Consider the following 17,194-nt stretch of genomic DNA (forward strand, 5'->3'; position numbering starts at 1 on the left):
ACTATATGGTGCATAATATGCATGCGTCGAATCCGCGCGCAAGCACCTTCCCGTCTTGTGGGTACTTTTCCATCTTGACGCCGATCGAGCATCAAATGTATGTAACTAGATAGTTACTACATTGGAGGAATCGAATGTATCTCACAGAAGTGCAGGAGCAGGTGCGCGAGATGGCGCGCACATTCGCCGATGAAGTGATCCGGCCGGTCGCCGAGGAGCTGGACCGCGAGGAACGCTTCCCGGCGGAGCTCTACGACGAGATGGCCAAGCTCGGCCTGTTCGGCATCGGCGTACCGGAAGCGCTGGGCGGTCCGGGCTTCGACACGGTGACCTACGCCCTCGTCATGGAGGAGCTGAGCCGCGGCTACGCCTCCGTCGCCGACCAGTGCGGCCTGCTCGAACTCATATCGTCCCTGCTGGTCCGTCACGGGACGGAGCGTCAGCAGGCGATGCTGCCGGATATTCTCGGCATGCGCGCCAAGGTCGCCTATTGCATCACCGAGCCGGAGGCCGGCACCGACGTCTCGGGCATCCGCACGACGGCGACGTGCGACGGCAATGGCTGGCGGCTGAACGGCGGCAAGATCTGGATTCACAATGCGCCGGTCGCCGATTACGGCTTCGTGCTTGCGCGCACCGACAAGGAAGCTGGAAACCGCGGCATGTCGATCTTCATCGTCGACCTGCATGCGGCGGGCGTCGAGCGCGGCCCGAAGGAACACAAGATGGGCCAGCGCGCCAGCCAGGTCGGCGCGCTCAATTTTACCGATGTCCGTCTTTCGGCCGATGCGTTGCTCGGCACGGAGGGCCGCGGCTTCCACATGATGATGTCGGTCTTGGACAAGGGCCGCGTCGGCATCGCCTCGCTGGCGGTCGGCATCGCCCAGGCCGGCCTCGAGGCCGCACTCGACTATGCCGGCACGCGAAAACAGTTCGGCAAGGCCATCGCCGATTTCCAGGGCGTGCAATGGCTGCTGGCCGACATGGCCAAGGATATAGAGGCCGCCCGCCTGCTCGTCCGCTCCGCCGCCTCGAAGATCGACGCCGGCACGGATGCGACGAAGGCCTGCTCGATCGCCAAGTGCTTTGCCGGCGACATGGCCGTGCAGAGGACGGCGGATGCCGTGCAGGTGTTCGGCGGCTCCGGTTATATTCGCGGTTTCGAGGTGGAGCGCCTCTATCGCGATGCCAAGATCACGCAGATCTACGAGGGCACCAACCAGATCCAGCGCATGATCATCGCCCGCGAACTCCTGAAGAAGGGCGCAAGGGAATGAGAGCCGCGTCCGTCCGCCCGGTCGCGCTCGTGACAGGCTCCTCGCGCGGTATCGGGCTTGCGGTCGCGGAAGCCTTGGCGCGCGAGGGTTTCGCCGTCGCCGTCAACGGTCCGGCCGACGACGCGGAACTGTCGGCCGCCGTGGCGCGGGTCGCCGCCCTCGGTGCGCCGGTCGCCGCCGCACCGTTCGACGTCACGCGGGTTGGCGGCCATGACGCCGCCCTCGCCGCCGTCGAGGAAAAGCTCGGCCGGCTGACGACGCTCGTCAACAATGCCGGTGTCGGCGTGCTGAGGCGCGGCGACATGCTGGACGTGTCGGAAGAGAGCTGGGACCGCTGCCTCGCCGTCAACGCGAAGGCCATGTTCTTCCTCAGCCAGGCCTTTGCCCGTCGCCTGCTGTCGCGGGAGCGCCCCCCGCTCTTCCACTCCATCGTCAACGTCACCTCCTCGAATGCCGTCGCGGTGGCCGAGCAGCGTTCGGAATATTGCGCCTCGAAGGCAGCCGCCGCCATGGTCTCCAAGGCGCTCGCCGTTCGCCTCGGGCGCGAGGAGATCGCGGTCTACGACGTCCAGCCGGGCCTGATCGCCACCGAGATGACCGCGCCGGTCATCGACGCCTATCGCGAGCGGGCCGAGCAGGGCCTGACCCTGTTTCCGCGCGTCGGCCAGCCAGACGATATCGGCGCGCTGGTTGCCTCGCTCGCGTCGGGGCGGCTTCCCTACACCACCGGACTGTCGATCCCGGCTGATGCCGGCATGCTCGTCCCGCGCTTCTGAGGTCTTGCCATGAAAATTGCGCTTCCCGATACCGATGGCCGCCTTTCCGACTATTTTCTGTCTGGCAGGCCGATCGCCGCCGCGACGCTTGGCCGGAACCCTGCCCGTGTCGTCTATTCCGCCGCCCATGTCGTCGCCGATCCCTTCACCGCCAACGACCCATCCGGCCGCGCGACGGTCGACTGGGCGAAGACGATGGAGTTTCGCCGCTATCTCGCCGGCCTCGGCCTTGGCATCGCGGAGGCCATGGATACGGCGCAACGCGGCATGGGCCTCGACTGGCCGGGCGCGCTCGAGCTCATCCGCCGCACGCGCGAGGAGCTGCCCGATGCGCTGGTGGCGAACGGCTGCGGCACCGACCATCTCGATCCGGCGGCTGCCATCAGCCTCGACGATGTCCGCAAGGCCTATCTGGAGCAGGTCGAAGCCATCCAGAAGCTCGGCGGGCGCATCATCCTGATGGCCTCTCGCGCGCTTGTCCGCGCCGCGAAGGGACCGGAAGACTATGTCAGGATCTATTCGGACGTGCTTGCCGCCTGCGACGAGCCGGTGATCCTCCACTGGCTGGGCGACATGTTCGATCCGCAGCTTGCCGGCTATTGGGGCACCGTCGATTTCGATCCGGCCATGCAGACCGCGCTTGCGGTCATCGAGGAGAACATGGCCAAGGTGGATGGCATCAAGATTTCCCTCCTCGACAAGGAGAAGGAGATCGTCATGCGCCGCCGGCTGCCGGCGGACGTGAAGATGTATACGGGTGACGATTTCAGCTATCCCGAGCTTATCGAGGGCGACGGCGAGGGCTTCTCCCATGCCCTGCTCGGCATATTCGATCCGCTGGCACCCGCGGCAGCCTATGCGGTCGAGCGGCTGGGTGAAGGCGACAGGGCCGGCTTCCGCGCGACGCTCGATCCGACCGTGCCGCTCGCCCGGCTGATCTTCCGCGCGCCGACCCGGTATTACAAGACCGGCGTGGTGTTCCTTGCCTGGCTGAACGGCTTCCAGGATCATTTCGTCATGCTGAACGGCGCGCAGGCCATGCGCCCGCTGCCTTATTTCGTCGAGATCTTCCGCCTGGCCGACCAGTGCGGCCTGCTGCGCGACCCTGAATGCGCCGTCCAGCGCATGAAGAGGCTGCTCGCCCTCTATGGGGCATAGGCGATGCGCGACTTCTCGGCCGACCATTCGGCGCTCGCGCTCAACACTGCGAGCCTCGGACACAATCTGGATGGCCATGGCGCAGGCTGGCCGCCGGAGCGGGTCATCGATGCTTGCGCGGCGCGCGGCTTCGGCGCCATCGTCTTCTGGCGGCGGGAAATCGGAACGCACGCGGCGGAGATCGGCGAGCGGGTGCGCGCCGCCGGCCTGTCGGTCGCCGGGCTTTGCCGCACGCCCTTCCTCGTCGGGGGCGAGGCAACGGACCGGCAGGCGGTAATGGACGGGGCAAAGGCCTCGGTCGACATGGCCGCAGCGCTCGGTGCCCCGGTGCTGACCATCGTCGTCGGGGGCGTACATCCCGGCACCAAAGGAACCGCCGCAAGCCTGAAGATCCTCGCCGACCGGGTCGCGGAACTCGCGCCGTATGCGCAGGCGTGCGGCGTGCGGCTTGCGCTCGAACCGCTTCATCCCGTCTATGCCGGAAACCGTTCCTGCCTGACGACGCTGCGTGATGCCGTCGATCTCTGCGACAAAGTCGGCGCGCCCAACCTCGGCATCGCCGTCGATGTCTATCATGTCTGGTGGGACAGCGACCTCGAAACCCAGTTGCGCCGCGCCGGCCCTGGCCGCCTGTTCGGCTACCATCTCTGCGACTGGCTGGCCGATACGACCGACGTGCTGCTCGATCGCGGCATGATGGGCGACGGCGTGGCCGATCTGAAAGCCATTCGCGCGGCCGTGGAGGGCGCCGGCTATGCCGGCCCCTGCGAGGTGGAAATCTTCTCGGCCGGCAACTGGTGGAAACGAGACCCGAATGAGGTGCTGGACGTGATCGTCGAGCGCTTCCGTACGCTTTGCTGAAAGGTTACCCCATGAAACTGCTCGTACCGATCAAGCGTGTCGTCGACTACAACGTGAAGATCCGCGTGAAGGCGGATGGCTCGGGTGTCGAGCTTGCGAACGTGAAGATGTCGATGAACCCGTTCGACGAGATTTCGGTGGAAGAGGCGCTTCGGCTGAAGGAGGCGGGCAAGGCGGAGGACGTGGTCGTGGTGTCGATCGGCCCGGCCAAGGCCGAGGAGACGCTGAGGACGGCGCTTGCCATGGGCGCCGACCGGGCGGTGCTGGTCGAGACGGAGGACCAGGTCGAGCCGCTGGCGGTCGCTAAGATCCTCAAGGGCGTGACGGAAGCGGAAGCGCCGGGCCTCGTCATCGTCGGCAAGCAGGCGATCGACGACGATTCGAACCAGACCGGCCAGATGCTGTCGGCGCTGCTCGGCTGGGCGCAGGCGACGTTCGCCTCGAAGGTGGAGATCGACGAGGGTTCGGCCCGGGTGACGCGCGAGGTCGACGGCGGCCTGCAGACCATCGAGGTGAAGCTTCCGGCGGTGGTCACGACGGACCTTCGCCTCAACGAGCCGCGCTATGCCTCGCTGCCGAACATCATGAAGGCGAAGAAGAAGCCGCTCGACAGGAAGACGCCCGGCGACTTCGGCGTCGACACCACCCCGCGCCTGAAGGTGCTGAAGACCGAGGAGCCGTCGGGCCGCAAGGCGGGCGTCAAGGTCAAGAGCGTCGCCGAGCTGGTCGACAAGCTCAAGACCGAAGCCGGCGTGCTTTGATCGGCGAGATTTGAGGAGATTACGAACATGGCCATTCTTCTTCTGGCAGACCACGACAACGCACACCTTTCCGACCAGACCGCCAAGGCGCTGACGGCAGCGAGCAAGATCGGCCCCGACGTGCATGTGCTCGTCGCCGGCAGCAATGCGAAGGCTGCGGCCGAACAGGCGGCGAAGCTGTCGGGCGTGACGAAGGTGCTCGTCGCCGACGACCAGACCCTCGCCAACAACCTCGCCGAGCCGCTGGCCGCGCTCATCGTGTCGCTCGCCGGCAGCTATGACGCCATCGTCTCGGCCGCGACCTCGGTCGGCAAGAACGTCCTGCCGCGCGTTGCCGCCCTGCTCGACGTGGCGCAGGTCTCGGAGATCGTCGAGGTCGTTTCCCCCGACACGTTCAAGCGTCCGATCTATGCGGGCAATGCCATCCAGACCGTGCAGTCCACCGATGCGAAGAAGGTGATCACGGTGCGCACGGCGTCCTTTGCCGCGGCAGGCGAAGGCGGCAGCGCCGCGATCGAGACGGTCTCGGCTGCTGCGAACCCCGGCCTTTCCACCCATGTCTCCGACGCCCTCTCCTCGTCGGATCGTCCGGAGCTGACATCCGCCAAGATCATCATCTCGGGCGGGCGGGCGCTCGGCTCTTCGGAGAAGTTCCAGGAGGTGATCCTTCCGGTCGCCGACAAGCTCGGCGCGGCAGTCGGCGCAAGCCGCGCTGCGGTCGATGCGGGCTATGCGCCGAACGACTGGCAGGTCGGCCAGACGGGCAAGGTGGTCGCGCCGCAGCTCTATATCGCCTGCGGCATCTCGGGTGCGATCCAGCACCTTGCCGGCATGAAGGACAGTAAGGTGATCGTTGCGATCAACAAGGACGAGGAGGCGCCGATCTTCCAGGTCGCAGACTACGGCCTCGTCGCAGACCTCTTCGACGCCCTGCCCGAACTCGAAAAGGCGCTTTGACCGGATGGCGGCGATGGCGGAAGACCTCCCCGAACGCGAGAGCATGGAATTCGACGTTGTGATCGTGGGTGCGGGTCCGGCGGGCCTTTCCGCGGCGATCCGGCTGAAGCAGGTGAACCCGGAGCTCTCCGTCGTCGTGCTGGAGAAGGGCGCGGAAGTCGGCGCGCATATCCTGTCGGGCGCCGTCGTCGATCCCATCGGCATCGACCGCTTGCTGCCCGGCTGGCGCGAGGACGCCGACCATCCCTTCAAGACCGAGGTGACGGACGACCATTTCCTGTTCCTCGGCCCGGCCGGCTCGATCCGCCTGCCGAACGCCTTCATGCCGCCGCTGATGAACAACCACGGCAACTACATCGTCTCGCTCGGAAACGTCTGTCGGTGGCTGGCGACCAAGGCGGAAGAGCTCGGCGTCGAGATCTATCCCGGCTTTGCCGCAACCGAAGTGCTCTACAACGACGAGGGCGCCGTCATCGGCGTCGCCACCGGCGACATGGGCATCGAGCGCAGCGGCGAGCCCGGCCCGAACTATACCCGCGGCATGGCCCTTCTCGGCAAGTACACGCTGATCTCGGAAGGCGTGCGCGGCTCGCTCGCCAAGCAGCTGATCCAGAAATTCGATCTCCAGAAGGACCGCGAGCCGCAGAAATTCGGCATCGGCCTCAAGGAGCTCTGGCAGGTGAAGCCGGAGAACCACAGGCCCGGCCTCGTGCAGCACTCCTTCGGCTGGCCGCTCGGCATGAAGACCGGCGGCGGTTCCTTCCTCTATCACCTGGAGGACAACCTCGTCGCCGTCGGCTTCGTGGTGCATCTCAACTACAAGAACCCCTATCTCTATCCCTTCGAGGAATTCCAGCGCTTCAAGACGCACCCTGCCATCAGGGGCACCTTCGAGGGCGGCAAGCGCCTCTCCTACGGCGCGCGTGCCATCACCGAAGGCGGCTGGCAGTCGGTGCCGAAGCTGTCGTTCCCGGGCGGCGCGCTGATCGGCTGCTCGGCCGGCTTCGTCAACGTGCCGCGTATCAAGGGCAGCCACAATGCGGTGCTCTCCGGCATCCTCGCCGCCGAGAAGCTGGCGGATGCCATCGCGGCCGGCCGGGCCAATGACGAGCCCATTGAAATAGAACAGGGCTGGCGCGACAGCGCCATCGGCTCGGACCTGAAGAAGGTGCGAAACGTCAAGCCGCTGTGGTCGCAGTTCGGCACGGCGATCGGCGTCGCCCTCGGCGGCCTCGACATGTGGACGAACACCCTGTTCGGCTTCTCCGTCTTCGGCACGCTGAAGCACGGCAAGACGGACGCGCAGAGCCTGGAGCCGGCGGCAAAGCACAACAAGATCGACTACCCGAAGCCGGACGGGGTGCTCACCTTCGACCGCCTCTCCTCGGTGTTCCTGTCGAACACCAACCACGAGGAGGACCAGCCGATCCACCTCCAGCTCAAGAACCCGGAGCTGCAGAAGACCTCCGAGCTCGACGTCTATGCCGGCCCGTCCACCCGCTACTGTCCCGCCGGCGTCTACGAATGGGTCGAGAAGGACGGCAAGGACGTCTTCGTCATCAACGCGCAGAACTGCGTCCACTGCAAGACATGCGACATCAAGGACCCAAACCAGAACATCAACTGGGTCCCACCCCAAGGCGGAGAGGGGCCTGTCTATCCGAATATGTGAGGCGTGGGGGCTGGATCACGGGGACGCTTGTGTTCATGTTCCTCGGCGCCGTCGCCGGGCTGCGGGAGAGCTGTTGACAGCGCGAGACGGAACATATAGTGAACATTCATGAAGAAATCGCTACAGGATCGGTTGGCCATCCTGGCGGATGCCGCCAAATACGACGCGTCATGCGCCTCCAGCGGGACAGAGAAACGGGATTCGCTCAGGTCCAACGGCCTTGGCTCCACGGAAGGTGCGGGGATCTGCCATGCATATGCGCCCGATGGGCGGTGCATTTCACTTCTGAAGATCCTGCTCACCAATTTCTGCATCTTCGACTGTGCCTATTGCATCAACCGGTCCTCAAGCAATGTGGAGCGTGCGCGTTTCACGCCGGACGAGGTGGTCTGGCTGACGCTGGAATTCTATCGGCGCAATTATATCGAGGGGCTTTTCCTGTCGTCCGGGATCATCCGCTCGTCGGATCATACGATGGGCGAGATGGTCCGCGTGGCGCGGGACCTGCGCACAATGCACGGCTTCCGCGGTTATATTCACCTCAAGTCGATCCCCGATGCCGCTCCGGAGCTGATCGAGGAGGCGGGGCTCTATGCGGACCGCCTGTCGCTCAACATCGAACTGCCGACGGACGCGGGCATCGGGCGTCTTGCGCCCGAGAAGCGGCCGGACGGCATTCGTCGTGCCATGGGCGATTTGCGCCGCAAGATCGAGGCGGCGGACGAGCCGACCTTGCAGACCAAGCGCCGCAAGCGTTTCGTGCCGGGCGGGCAGAGCACACAGATGATCGTTGGCGCCGATGGAGCCGACGATGCGACGATCCTGAGGACGAGCGCCCGGCTCTACGGCAGCTACGGCCTGAAACGCGTCTATTATTCCGCCTTCAGTCCTATTCCCGACGCCTCCCGCGCGCTGCCGCTCATCAAGCCGCCGCTGGTGCGCGAACATCGGCTCTATCAGGCTGACTGGCTTTATCGCTTTTACGGTTTCGGTGTGGACGAGATCACGGCATCGACAGGCGGCATGCTCGATCTGGACATGGACCCCAAGCTTGCCTGGGCGCTAACCCAACGTCAGACCTTTCCTGTGAACGTCAACCGTGCGGAGCGCGAAACCCTGTTGCGGGTACCGGGGTTCGGCCTGAAGACGGTGGATGCGATCCTGTCCAGCCGCCGCTTTCGCCGCCTGCGGTTGGAGGATCTGGCACGGCTCGGCGTTTCCCTGCGCAAGGTGCGCGCCTTCATCGAGGCCGAGGGATGGACACCCCGGCGTCTTGCCGACCGTGCAGATCTCAAGACGCTCTTTGCCCCGAAACCGGAACAGCTTTCGCTGCTCTGATGCATACGATCCCCCTGCTCGGCCGCGGTGATTTTTCCGAATGGCGGGATGCGGCGCGGGCGCTGGCGGCTGCCGGTATTTCGCCGCGCGACGTGGACTGGCGCATTCAGGGCGATATAGGCCTCTTCGAGGCGAGCGCCCCACCCGACCTGCCGGCGCCCGATGCCGCCGCGCCGCCGGTCGTCGTGCCGCCGTCCTTCCTGCCGCTCGCCGAAGCCGTCGCGTGCCACACCGAGCCGGGGCGCTTTCATCTGCTTTATCGGCTGCTCTGGCGGCTGCAATCTGACCGTCGCCTGCTGGAGCTGACGTCGGACAAGGATGTCGCCTGGGCGCGGCTTCTGGCCAGGAACGTCGCGCGCGACAGCCACAAGATGACGGCCTTCGTCCGCTTCAAGGAAATCGCAGGGGAGGCCGGAGGCCGCCGGCGGTTCTTCGCCTGGTTCGAGCCGACGCATTTCGTCGTCGCCCGAACCGCGCCGTTCTTCCGCCGCCGCTTTGCCGATATGGACTGGATCATCGCCACGCCGAAGGGCACGGCGAGCTGGGACGGCGAAACCCTGATCGCCGACACGCGGCCGGGTGATGATCCCGGGCACGGCGACCCGACGGACGAGCTCTGGCGCACCTATTATGCCAGCATCTTCAATCCCGCGCGACTCAAGATCAGGGCCATGCAGGCGGAGATGCCGAAGAAATACTGGCGCAACCTGCCGGAAGCCGCGCTGATCCCCGAACTGATCGCCAATGCGGAGGCCAATGTGCGCGCGATGGCCGAACGCGCCGCCAGCAACCCGCCGGCCTTTCACTATCGGCTGAAGGAAGCCGCGCAGGCCATCGCCGAACCGGGATTGGCGGAAGCCGGCACGCTGGAGGCGCTGCGCGCAGAGGCCCGCCATTGCACGCGCTGCCCGCTGCATTGCACGGCCACGCAGACCGTCTTCGGAGAAGGGCCGCAGGATGCGCGCCTCATGATGGTCGGCGAGCAGCCGGGTGACCAGGAAGACCTGAGCGGCCGCCCGTTCGTCGGCCCGGCGGGAAGGGTGTTCGACGCGGCGCTGAAGGAAGCCGGCATTGCCCGCGATACGCTCTATCTGACCAATGCGGTCAAACACTTCAAATATGAGCCGCGCGGCAAGCGCCGCATTCACCAGAAGCCAAACCAGGGTGAGATCCAACATTGCCGCTGGTGGCTGGCCAGGGAGGTGGAACTCGTGAAGCCGAAGCTGATCGTGGCGCTCGGTGCGACCGCGATCTACGCGCTGAGCGGCGAGCGCACGCCGCTGAGCCAGCTTCGCAGCAGGCCGATCGCCATGCAGGGCGATGTCGTCCTGTACCCGACCATCCATCCGTCCTTCCTGCTGCGCCTGCCGGACAAGATGGAGCGCCAACGCCAGCATGCCCTCTTTGTTGAGGACTTACGGTCGGTTCGAGCGCTTGCGTCCAGTGCAGGATGACGGATTTTCCGCCAATCGATGTGGTTGCTTATGCCTGCAGGCCTCCATGGGCTCAGGCCTCCGCAACCGGATGAGGACCCCCGCGGCACACGCCGCATCGCTCAAGAGCGGCCTTTCCGCACAAGCCCTCTTGCCGAAAGCCGCGTGGGCGCGGCAAATGCGCGCCGGTCGGCGAAAAATTGTATTGAACGTGGTAGAAGCGGCGCCGTCGATCGTCTTATCTCATGAACACAATGCCAATACCGAAAGCGCGCCTGCCGATGTCTGCCCTTCTGAAGCGTTTTGCGTCCTACTATCGCCCGCACCGCGGCCTGTTCGCGCTGGACTTTTCCTCGGCCGTCGTCGCCGGCCTCCTGGAGCTCGCCTTTCCCGTCGCCGTGACGCTGTTCATCGACCGCCTGCTGCCGACCGGCCGCCTCGACCTCGTCGCGCTCGCCGCCCTCGGCCTCTTCCTCATCTACCTCGTCAATGCCGGCCTGCAGGTCATCGTCACCTATTGGGGCCACATGCTCGGCGTGCGCATCGAGGCGGAGATGCGCCGCAAGGCCTTCGACCACCTGCAGAAGCTCTCCTTCGGCTTCTTCGACAACCAGAAGACCGGCCATCTCGTGGCCCGGCTGACCAAGGATCTCGAGGAGATCGGCGAGGTCGCCCATCACGGGCCGGAAGACCTCTTCATCGCCGTCATGACGCTCGTCGGCGCCTTCGTGCTGATGCTGTGGGTGCATGTGCCGCTCGCGCTCATCACCGCCGTCATCGTGCCGCTGACGGCCTTCGTCACCACCCATTACGGCGCGCGCATGACCACGACCTGGCATGCGCTCTACGGCCGCGTCGCCGATTTCAACGCCCGCATCGAGGAGAATGTCGGCGGCATCCGCGTCGTGCAGGCCTTCGCCAACGAGGACCACGAGCGTAAGCTGTTTGCCGAGAGCAACCGGAACTATCTCGTCACCAAGCTCCAGGCCTACAGGGTGATGGCGGCCTCCATATCGCTCTCCTACCTTTCCATGCGCTTCGTGCAGGTGGTGGTGATGCTGGCCGGCGCCTGGTTCGTGACGCGCGGCGAGCTTTCGGCCGGCGGCTTCGTCGGCTTCCTGCTCCTGGTCGGCGTGTTCTTCCGGCCGATCGACAAGATCAACGCGATCATCGAGACCTATCCCAAGGGCATCGCCGGCTTCACGCGCTACACGCAGTTCCTCGACACGGAGCCGGACATCCGGGACCGCGAGGGTGCCAGGGATGTCGGGCGCCTTGCCGGCGATATCGAATATCGCGCCGTCAGCTTCGGCTATGGTGCCGACCGGCCGGTCTTCGGCGGGCTGAACGTCTCGATCGGAGCGGGCGAGACGATCGCCTTCGTCGGTCCGTCCGGCGCCGGCAAGACGACGATCTGCTCGCTGCTGCCGCGCTTCTACGAGGTCGCATCGGGCGCGATCACCATAGACGGCATCGACATCCGCGACATGACGCTGCGGTCGCTGCGCTCGAACATCGGCATCGTGCAGCAGGACGTGTTCCTGTTCGCCGGCACGATCCGCGAGAACATCGCCTATGGAAGGCTGGAGGCCAGCGAGGCGGAGATCCTCGATGCGGCGCGCCGGGCGCGCCTCGACGACGTGATCGCCAACCTCGCCGACGGTCTCGACACGGTCGTCGGCGAGCGCGGCGTCAAGCTCTCGGGCGGGCAGAAGCAGCGCCTCGCCATCGCCCGCATCTTCCTGAAGAACCCGCCGATCCTGATCCTCGACGAGGCGACCTCGGCGCTCGATACACAGACGGAGCGGGCGATCCAGCAGTCGCTCGCCGAGCTCTCGGCCGGCCGCACCACGCTGGTCATCGCCCATCGCCTGGCCACAATCGCCAATGCCGACCGCATCCTCGTCGTCGACGACGGCCGCATCGTCGAGCAGGGAAGCCACAGCGACCTCATCGAACGACGCGACGGACGATACCGCAACCTCCACGCTGCGCAGACGCAGACCGACGGCTCCTCCCTCCATTTCATGAAAGGCAAACGGTAGGGCGGCGCCCCGGTTCCGCCCGGCTTGATGCTCGAAGCCGGCCTCCGATGCCTGGGCTGTGGGGGTCGAACCCGCATTGTCCAGCGCAGCGTGGTCGATGGCCGAATGTCCCGTTTTCTTCCGCTCTCATCGCAAGTCCATGGGTGAACGCCTGGGACAAGGTCGGGATTCAGCCCTTTTCCAAACTTATGTAAAATAACATACATAAGTTGATTGACTTATGGATACTGGTGTTGAATTTATTCGCCAAGGGAGAAGGGCGCGACGCGTAGGCGACGGCGCTTGGAAGAGACGGGTGGATGAAAATGCCTGAGACAAGCACGCCGGTTCAGCCGGAAGACGGCGCAAACGCGATTCAGGCGCTTTCGATGGATGCCGTCGAGCCCGCCGTGGCCGCAACGGTGCGCAGTTTCCCCGCTGGCGTCCGCAGGAAAAGGTTGACGGTATGAGCCGCAGCTATGTGATCGGGCTGGACTATGGTTCGGAATCCGCGCGCGGGGTCATCCTCGATGCGGTGACCGGCGAGCAGATCGACAGTCATGTCCACGCCTATCGTCACGGCATCCTGACCGGCGCGCTTCCCGGCGGAGTGGTGCTGCCGCGGGGATGGGCCTTGCAGAATGCCGCGGACTATGTCGAGGCGGCAGAGGAGATTCTCGGCCGTCTCGGACGGAACCGGAGGGTGCTGTCGATCGGCATCGGCTTCACGGCGAGTTCGCCGATGCCGGCGACGGGCGAGGGTGCCGCGCTATCGGATATCCACCCGAACGATCCGCATGCCTATGTCAAATTGTGGAAACACGGCGCCGCGCAACCCTATGCCGACGCGATCAACCGGAAGGGGGGCGACTTCCTCGACAATTTCGGCGGCAAGCTGTCCGGGGAATGGCTGCTTCCCAAGGCCGCGCAGATCGCGCAGGAAGCCCCCCATATCTGGGAGGCGGCGGCCCGCTTCATGGAAGGCGGGGATTGGCTGGTCTGGCAGCTCTGCGGAACGGAGGCGCGCAGCCTCGGCCTTGCGGCCTACAAGGCGCAGTATTCGCGCGTCTCCGGCTATCCGAAAGGCATCGTGCCGGGTCTTGAGGGCAAGCTGTCGCAACCGCTTCCCGTGGGGTCGGCGGCGGGCAGCCTCTTGCCCGCCTGGCATGCGCGTACGGGCATCGAGGGGCCTACGACCATCGCGGTCGCGGTCATCGACTCGCATGTCGTTCTGCCGGCCATCGGCGCCGTTTCGTCCGGATGCTTTGTCGGCGCGCTCGGCACGTCGGCGGCCTATCTCTATCTCGGCGCGGACTATCGCCCCCTGCCTGCGGGCATCGAAGGCGTGGCTATCGACGGCGCCGTGCGGGATCTCTGGTGCTACGAGGCCGGGCAGGCCAGCTTCGGCGACATGCTCGCCTGGTTCGTCAAGGCCTTCCCGCGGGGCGGCAGCATGGAGGAGAGTTTCGCGCTCTACAACGCGGCTGCGTCGAGGCTGCCGGCCGGGAGCAACCATCTGATCGCGCTCGACTGGTGGAACGGAAACCGTGTGCCGCTTGCCGATTCCATGCTGAGCGGCCTGTTGCTCGGCCTGACGGTTCATTCGACCGCCGACGGCATCTACCGCGCGCTGCTCGAAGCGCTCTGCTTCGGCGCGCGAACCGTTCTGGATCTCTATCGGGCGGCGGAATTCACGGTCGATCGTGTCCTGATGACCAGCGGCCTGGCGAGGAAGAACCCCCTTCTGGTGCAGATCATGGCCGACGTCATGGAGTGCGCGATCGAGGTTCCGCAGATCGCCAACGCGACGGCCGTCGGCGCGGCCATCCACGGCGCGGTCGCGGCCGGGCTCGTCGGCACCTATCGCGACGGCGCGGCGCGCTTCGGCGCCCGGGAGTTCCAGACCTACCGTCCCCGACCGGACACCGCGGAGCCCTACCGCGCGCTTTATGCCCAGTACCGGACGCTCTGCGCGAATGCGTCGCTGCGGCGCGTGATGAGGGATCTTGGCGAGGTGGCCGCGGCGCCCGGCGAGGTCAGCCTGCCCCCGCAGCCGCGTGACGGCGGGTCTGTAGCCTGACCGACGGATGTCGACGGCGAATGGGCATCCGTCTTATCGGAGAGGAATGACCGTGAGGCGGTGAGTGCGCTGTCCGCGCTGTCCGTTTTTGGCGGCAGCGTCGGCCAGATCGATGTCGCCTTCAGGCCCGAAGTGACCTGCTGTGCATGGGACGGCCGCACGCGGGGCGCGGCCGTCCTTTCAAAGTTTAGAAGCTGACGGCGCGGTCGCCGTCCTCGTCCTGGATGCGGGTCGGCAGGCCGATCCGGTTCAGCAGGTTGATGAAGGGCTTCGGCGGCAGTTCTTCCACGTTGGCCATCTTCTTCACGTCCCATTCGCCGGTGGCCACGAGCATCGCGGCGGCGACCGGCGGCACGCCGGCGGTATACGAAATGCCCTGCGAGCCGACTTCCTCATAGGCTTCCTTGTGGTCGGCCACGTTGTAGATGAAGACGGTCTTCTCCTTGCCGTCCTTCAGGCCTTTCACATAGTCGCCGATGCAGGTCTTGCCTTCATAGCCGGGGGCGAGCGACGCCGGATCCGGCAGCACGGCCTTGACGACCTTGAGCGGCACGACTTCGAGGCCCTCGGCGGTCTTGACCGGCTGCTCGGAGAGCAGGCCGAGGCTCTTCAGCACGGTGAAGACATTGATGTAGTGGTCGCCGAAGCCCATCCAGAAGCGCACATTGGCGCCGTCCATGTTCTTGGCCAGCGAATGCACCTCGTCATGGCCGCAGAGATAGGCGCGGCGCGTGCCGACGACCGGCAGGTCGTAATCCTTGCCGATCTCGAACATCTTGTTCGTCTGCCACTCACCGTTCTGCCAGGAGTAGACGACGCCGGTGAATTCGCGGAAGTTGATTTCCGGGTCGAAGTTCGTGGCGAAGTACTTGCCGTGGCTGCCGGCATTGATGTCGACGATGTCGACGTCCGTCACCTTGTCGAGATATTCGTCCTTGGCGAGCTTGGCATAGGCGTTGACGACGCCCGGGTCGAAGCCGGCGCCGAGGATGGCGGTGATGCCCTTCTCCTCGCATTCGGCCGCGCGCTTCCACTCGTAGTTGCCGTACCACGGCGGGGTCTCGCAGATCTTGCCCGGCTCCTCGTGGATCGCGGTGTCGATATAGGCGACGCCCGTATCCATGCAGGCGCGCAGCACCGACATGTTGAGGAAGGCGGTGCCGACGTTGATGACGATCCCGGACCTGGTGGAGGTGATCAGCGCCTTGGTCGCTTCGATATCGAGGGCGTCGAGCGCATGGCCTTCGAGCACGCCGGCCTGTTTCATCGCCTTCTTCTCATGGACCGACGCGATGATCTTGTCGCACTTCGCCTTGGTGCGCGACGCGATATGGATGTCGCCGAGCACGTCGTTGTTCTGGGCGCATTTGTGCGCCACGACCTGTGCGACGCCGCCGGCGCCGATGATGAGCACGTTCTTCTTCATTTCGGGGGTTATCTCCTTCTACCCGTTCAGGACGCCTCAGGAGAGGCTTTCTTCATAGTCCGCGTAGGTGAATTCGCGGACGGTCTTGATCTCGCCATCGAGTTCGCGGATGGCGATCGCCGGCATTTTCACGCCATTGAACCAGTTCTTCTTGACCATCGTGTAGCCGGCGGCATCCTGGATGGAGATGCGGTCGCCGACCTTCAGTTCGTTCTCGAAATCGAACTCGCCGAAGATGTCGCCGGCCAGGCACGACTTGCCGCAGATCATGTAGCGGTGCGGCCCGGTGTTCGGGGAAAGCTTGGCCTTCTCCCGGTAGATCAGCAGGTCCAGCATGTGGGCCTCGATGGAGCTATCGACGATGGCGAGGTCCTTGCCGTTGTTCAGAAGGTCGAGCACCGTCGTTTCGAGCGTGGTCGACCTGGTGATCGAGGCCTCGCCCGGCTCCAGATAGACCTCGACGCCGTATTCGCCGGCAAAGCGCTTCAGCCGCTCAGCGAACCTTTCCAGCGGATAGGTTTCGCCGGTGAAGTGGATGCCGCCGCCAAGGCTCACCCATTCGGCCTTCTTCAGGAGCGGCGCGAATTTCTCTTCGATCACGCGGAGCATGCGGTCGAACAGGTCGAAATCGCCGTTCTCGCAGTTGTTGTGGATCATGAAACCGGAGATGCGGTCCATGACCGGCTCGACTTTTTTCACATCCCATTCGCCGAGGCGCGAGAAGGGGCGGGCCGGATCGGCGAGATCGAAGCTCGAGGAGGAGATGCCGGGATTGAGGCGCAGGCCCCGGACGATGCCGGCGGCCTTGTCGGCAAAGCGGTCGAGCTGGGCGATCGAATTGAAGATGATCTTGTCGGCGTGGCTGACGACCTCGTCGATCTCGTAGTCCGCATAGGCGACGGAATAGGCATGGGTCTCCTTGCCGAAGCGCTCGTGGCCGAGGCGCACTTCGTTGAGCGAGGAGGAGGTTGTGCCGTCCATGTAGTCGCGCATGAAATCGAAGACCGACCAGGTGGCGAAGCACTTCAGCGCCAGCAGCGCCTTGGCGCCGGAGCGTTCGCGGAGAAGCGCGATCTTTTCCATGTTGGCGAGCAGCTTCGACTTGTCGATCAGATAGTAGGGTGTCGTCAGGGACATGCTGGACCTGTCTTCTTGGGGTGTGCCGGCCGCCGGCAAAAAGCCGGCAACGCGATAGAAACGCGAGGCGAGGGAGGTGCAGACCTCCCGCTCTCGCGTGGATTTCGGAAAGGAAAGCCGGAAGTTACGGTATCGTCGTCCGGACACGGCGATATGACAGCGCTTTTGCGCTGTTGCCCCGCTCGCGGTGCCTCGTCGGGAAAAGAGCAGGCAGGCACGGCGTCTTGGCCGGCCGCACGGGGCGGGTCGGCGCAACGGCGTCAAAGCCAGAGCGTGCCGCCGGGGCACACGTCG

General features: G+C 65.2%; 13 protein-coding genes. 11 read left to right on the top strand and 2 right to left on the bottom strand.

What is annotated here, in order from left to right; all coding sequences use genetic code 11:
- The first annotated feature begins 134 nt into the window (after positions 1-134).
- The 11 genes from WMC41_RS02805 to WMC41_RS02855 all read left to right on the top strand — a co-directional run bounded on the left by WMC41_RS02805 (position 135) and on the right by WMC41_RS02855 (position 14,337).
- Positions 135-1,277 carry an acyl-CoA dehydrogenase family protein gene (locus tag WMC41_RS02805; RefSeq protein WP_432346962.1) on the top strand — a complete coding sequence of 381 codons (1,143 nt, stop codon included), beginning with the start codon at positions 135-137 and terminating at the stop codon, positions 1,275-1,277.
- The gene (locus tag WMC41_RS02810; RefSeq protein WP_432346963.1) at positions 1,274-2,053 is read left to right on the top strand and encodes a 3-ketoacyl-ACP reductase; all 780 of its coding nucleotides are present in this window, start codon (positions 1,274-1,276) and stop codon (positions 2,051-2,053) included. The genes WMC41_RS02805 and WMC41_RS02810 overlap by 4 nt, the downstream gene beginning before the upstream one ends.
- 9 nt (positions 2,054-2,062) lie before the next feature.
- Positions 2,063-3,211 carry a dihydrodipicolinate synthase family protein gene (locus WMC41_RS02815; RefSeq protein ID WP_432346964.1) on the top strand — a complete coding sequence of 383 codons (1,149 nt, stop codon included), beginning with the start codon at positions 2,063-2,065 and terminating at the stop codon, positions 3,209-3,211.
- Positions 3,212-3,214: 3 nt separating this feature from the next.
- On the top strand, positions 3,215-4,072 hold the full coding sequence (locus tag WMC41_RS02820) for a sugar phosphate isomerase/epimerase family protein (protein ID WP_432346965.1): 858 nt from the start codon (positions 3,215-3,217) through the stop codon (positions 4,070-4,072).
- Positions 4,073-4,083: 11 nt separating this feature from the next.
- Positions 4,084-4,833, top strand: coding sequence for an electron transfer flavoprotein subunit beta/FixA family protein (locus tag WMC41_RS02825; protein WP_432346966.1), 750 nt, complete (start codon positions 4,084-4,086; stop codon positions 4,831-4,833).
- Positions 4,834-4,860: 27 nt separating this feature from the next.
- A complete protein-coding gene (locus tag WMC41_RS02830) occupies positions 4,861-5,790 on the top strand; it encodes an electron transfer flavoprotein subunit alpha/FixB family protein (protein ID WP_432346967.1) in 930 nt (309 codons plus the stop codon).
- 13 nt (positions 5,791-5,803) lie between these two features.
- Positions 5,804-7,462 carry a 4Fe-4S dicluster domain-containing protein gene (locus WMC41_RS02835; protein ID WP_432346968.1) on the top strand — a complete coding sequence of 553 codons (1,659 nt, stop codon included), beginning with the start codon at positions 5,804-5,806 and terminating at the stop codon, positions 7,460-7,462.
- A gap of 108 nt (positions 7,463-7,570) precedes the next feature.
- Positions 7,571-8,800, top strand: coding sequence for a putative DNA modification/repair radical SAM protein (locus WMC41_RS02840; RefSeq protein ID WP_432346969.1), 1,230 nt, complete (start codon positions 7,571-7,573; stop codon positions 8,798-8,800).
- Positions 8,800-10,254 (top strand): UdgX family uracil-DNA binding protein, encoded by a 1,455-nt coding sequence (locus WMC41_RS02845; protein ID WP_432348238.1) that lies wholly within the window; start codon positions 8,800-8,802, stop codon positions 10,252-10,254. Before WMC41_RS02840 ends, WMC41_RS02845 begins: the two co-directional genes overlap by 1 nt.
- 260 nt (positions 10,255-10,514) lie before the next feature.
- Complete coding sequence (locus WMC41_RS02850; protein ID WP_432346970.1) at positions 10,515-12,278, top strand: ABC transporter ATP-binding protein; 1,764 nt, start codon at positions 10,515-10,517, stop codon at positions 12,276-12,278.
- A gap of 445 nt (positions 12,279-12,723) precedes the next feature.
- The gene (locus WMC41_RS02855) at positions 12,724-14,337 is read left to right on the top strand and encodes an FGGY-family carbohydrate kinase (protein WP_432346971.1); all 1,614 of its coding nucleotides are present in this window, start codon (positions 12,724-12,726) and stop codon (positions 14,335-14,337) included.
- 187 nt (positions 14,338-14,524) lie between these two features.
- Here WMC41_RS02855 and WMC41_RS02860 read toward each other — a convergent pair whose 3' ends face one another.
- Together WMC41_RS02860 and WMC41_RS02865 are read right to left on the bottom strand one after the other, a co-directional pair.
- Positions 14,525-15,763, bottom strand: a complete 1,239-nt coding sequence (locus tag WMC41_RS02860; protein ID WP_432346972.1) for a saccharopine dehydrogenase family protein — start codon at positions 15,761-15,763, stop codon at positions 14,525-14,527.
- A gap of 36 nt (positions 15,764-15,799) precedes the next feature.
- The gene (locus tag WMC41_RS02865) at positions 15,800-16,900 is read right to left on the bottom strand and encodes a carboxynorspermidine decarboxylase (protein WP_432346973.1); all 1,101 of its coding nucleotides are present in this window, start codon (positions 16,898-16,900) and stop codon (positions 15,800-15,802) included.
- Positions 16,901-17,194: the final 294 nt, after the last annotated feature.

The sequence above is a fragment of the Shinella yambaruensis genome, from assembly GCF_050859155.1.
Lineage (GTDB): Bacteria > Pseudomonadota > Alphaproteobacteria > Rhizobiales > Rhizobiaceae > Shinella > Shinella yambaruensis.

Excerpts from the sequence above, each read along its gene's own strand:
- WMC41_RS02835 (WP_432346968.1), top strand. The coding sequence starts at position 5,804 with ATGGCGGAAGACCTCCCCGAACGCGAGAGCATGGAATTCGACGTTGTG.
- WMC41_RS02805 (WP_432346962.1), top strand. The coding sequence starts at position 135 with ATGTATCTCACAGAAGTGCAGGAGCAGGTGCGCGAGATGGCGCGCACA.
- WMC41_RS02825 (WP_432346966.1), top strand. The coding sequence starts at position 4,084 with ATGAAACTGCTCGTACCGATCAAGCGTGTCGTCGACTACAACGTGAAG.
- WMC41_RS02850 (WP_432346970.1), top strand. The coding sequence starts at position 10,515 with ATGTCTGCCCTTCTGAAGCGTTTTGCGTCCTACTATCGCCCGCACCGC.
- WMC41_RS02845 (WP_432348238.1), top strand. The coding sequence starts at position 8,800 with ATGCATACGATCCCCCTGCTCGGCCGCGGTGATTTTTCCGAATGGCGG.
- WMC41_RS02830 (WP_432346967.1), top strand. The coding sequence starts at position 4,861 with ATGGCCATTCTTCTTCTGGCAGACCACGACAACGCACACCTTTCCGAC.
- WMC41_RS02855 (WP_432346971.1), top strand. The coding sequence starts at position 12,724 with ATGAGCCGCAGCTATGTGATCGGGCTGGACTATGGTTCGGAATCCGCG.
- WMC41_RS02840 (WP_432346969.1), top strand. The coding sequence starts at position 7,571 with ATGAAGAAATCGCTACAGGATCGGTTGGCCATCCTGGCGGATGCCGCC.
- WMC41_RS02820 (WP_432346965.1), top strand. The coding sequence starts at position 3,215 with ATGCGCGACTTCTCGGCCGACCATTCGGCGCTCGCGCTCAACACTGCG.
- WMC41_RS02865 (WP_432346973.1), bottom strand. The coding sequence starts at position 16,900 with ATGTCCCTGACGACACCCTACTATCTGATCGACAAGTCGAAGCTGCTC.
- WMC41_RS02860 (WP_432346972.1), bottom strand. The coding sequence starts at position 15,763 with ATGAAGAAGAACGTGCTCATCATCGGCGCCGGCGGCGTCGCACAGGTC.
- WMC41_RS02815 (WP_432346964.1), top strand. The coding sequence starts at position 2,063 with ATGAAAATTGCGCTTCCCGATACCGATGGCCGCCTTTCCGACTATTTT.
- WMC41_RS02810 (WP_432346963.1), top strand. The coding sequence starts at position 1,274 with ATGAGAGCCGCGTCCGTCCGCCCGGTCGCGCTCGTGACAGGCTCCTCG.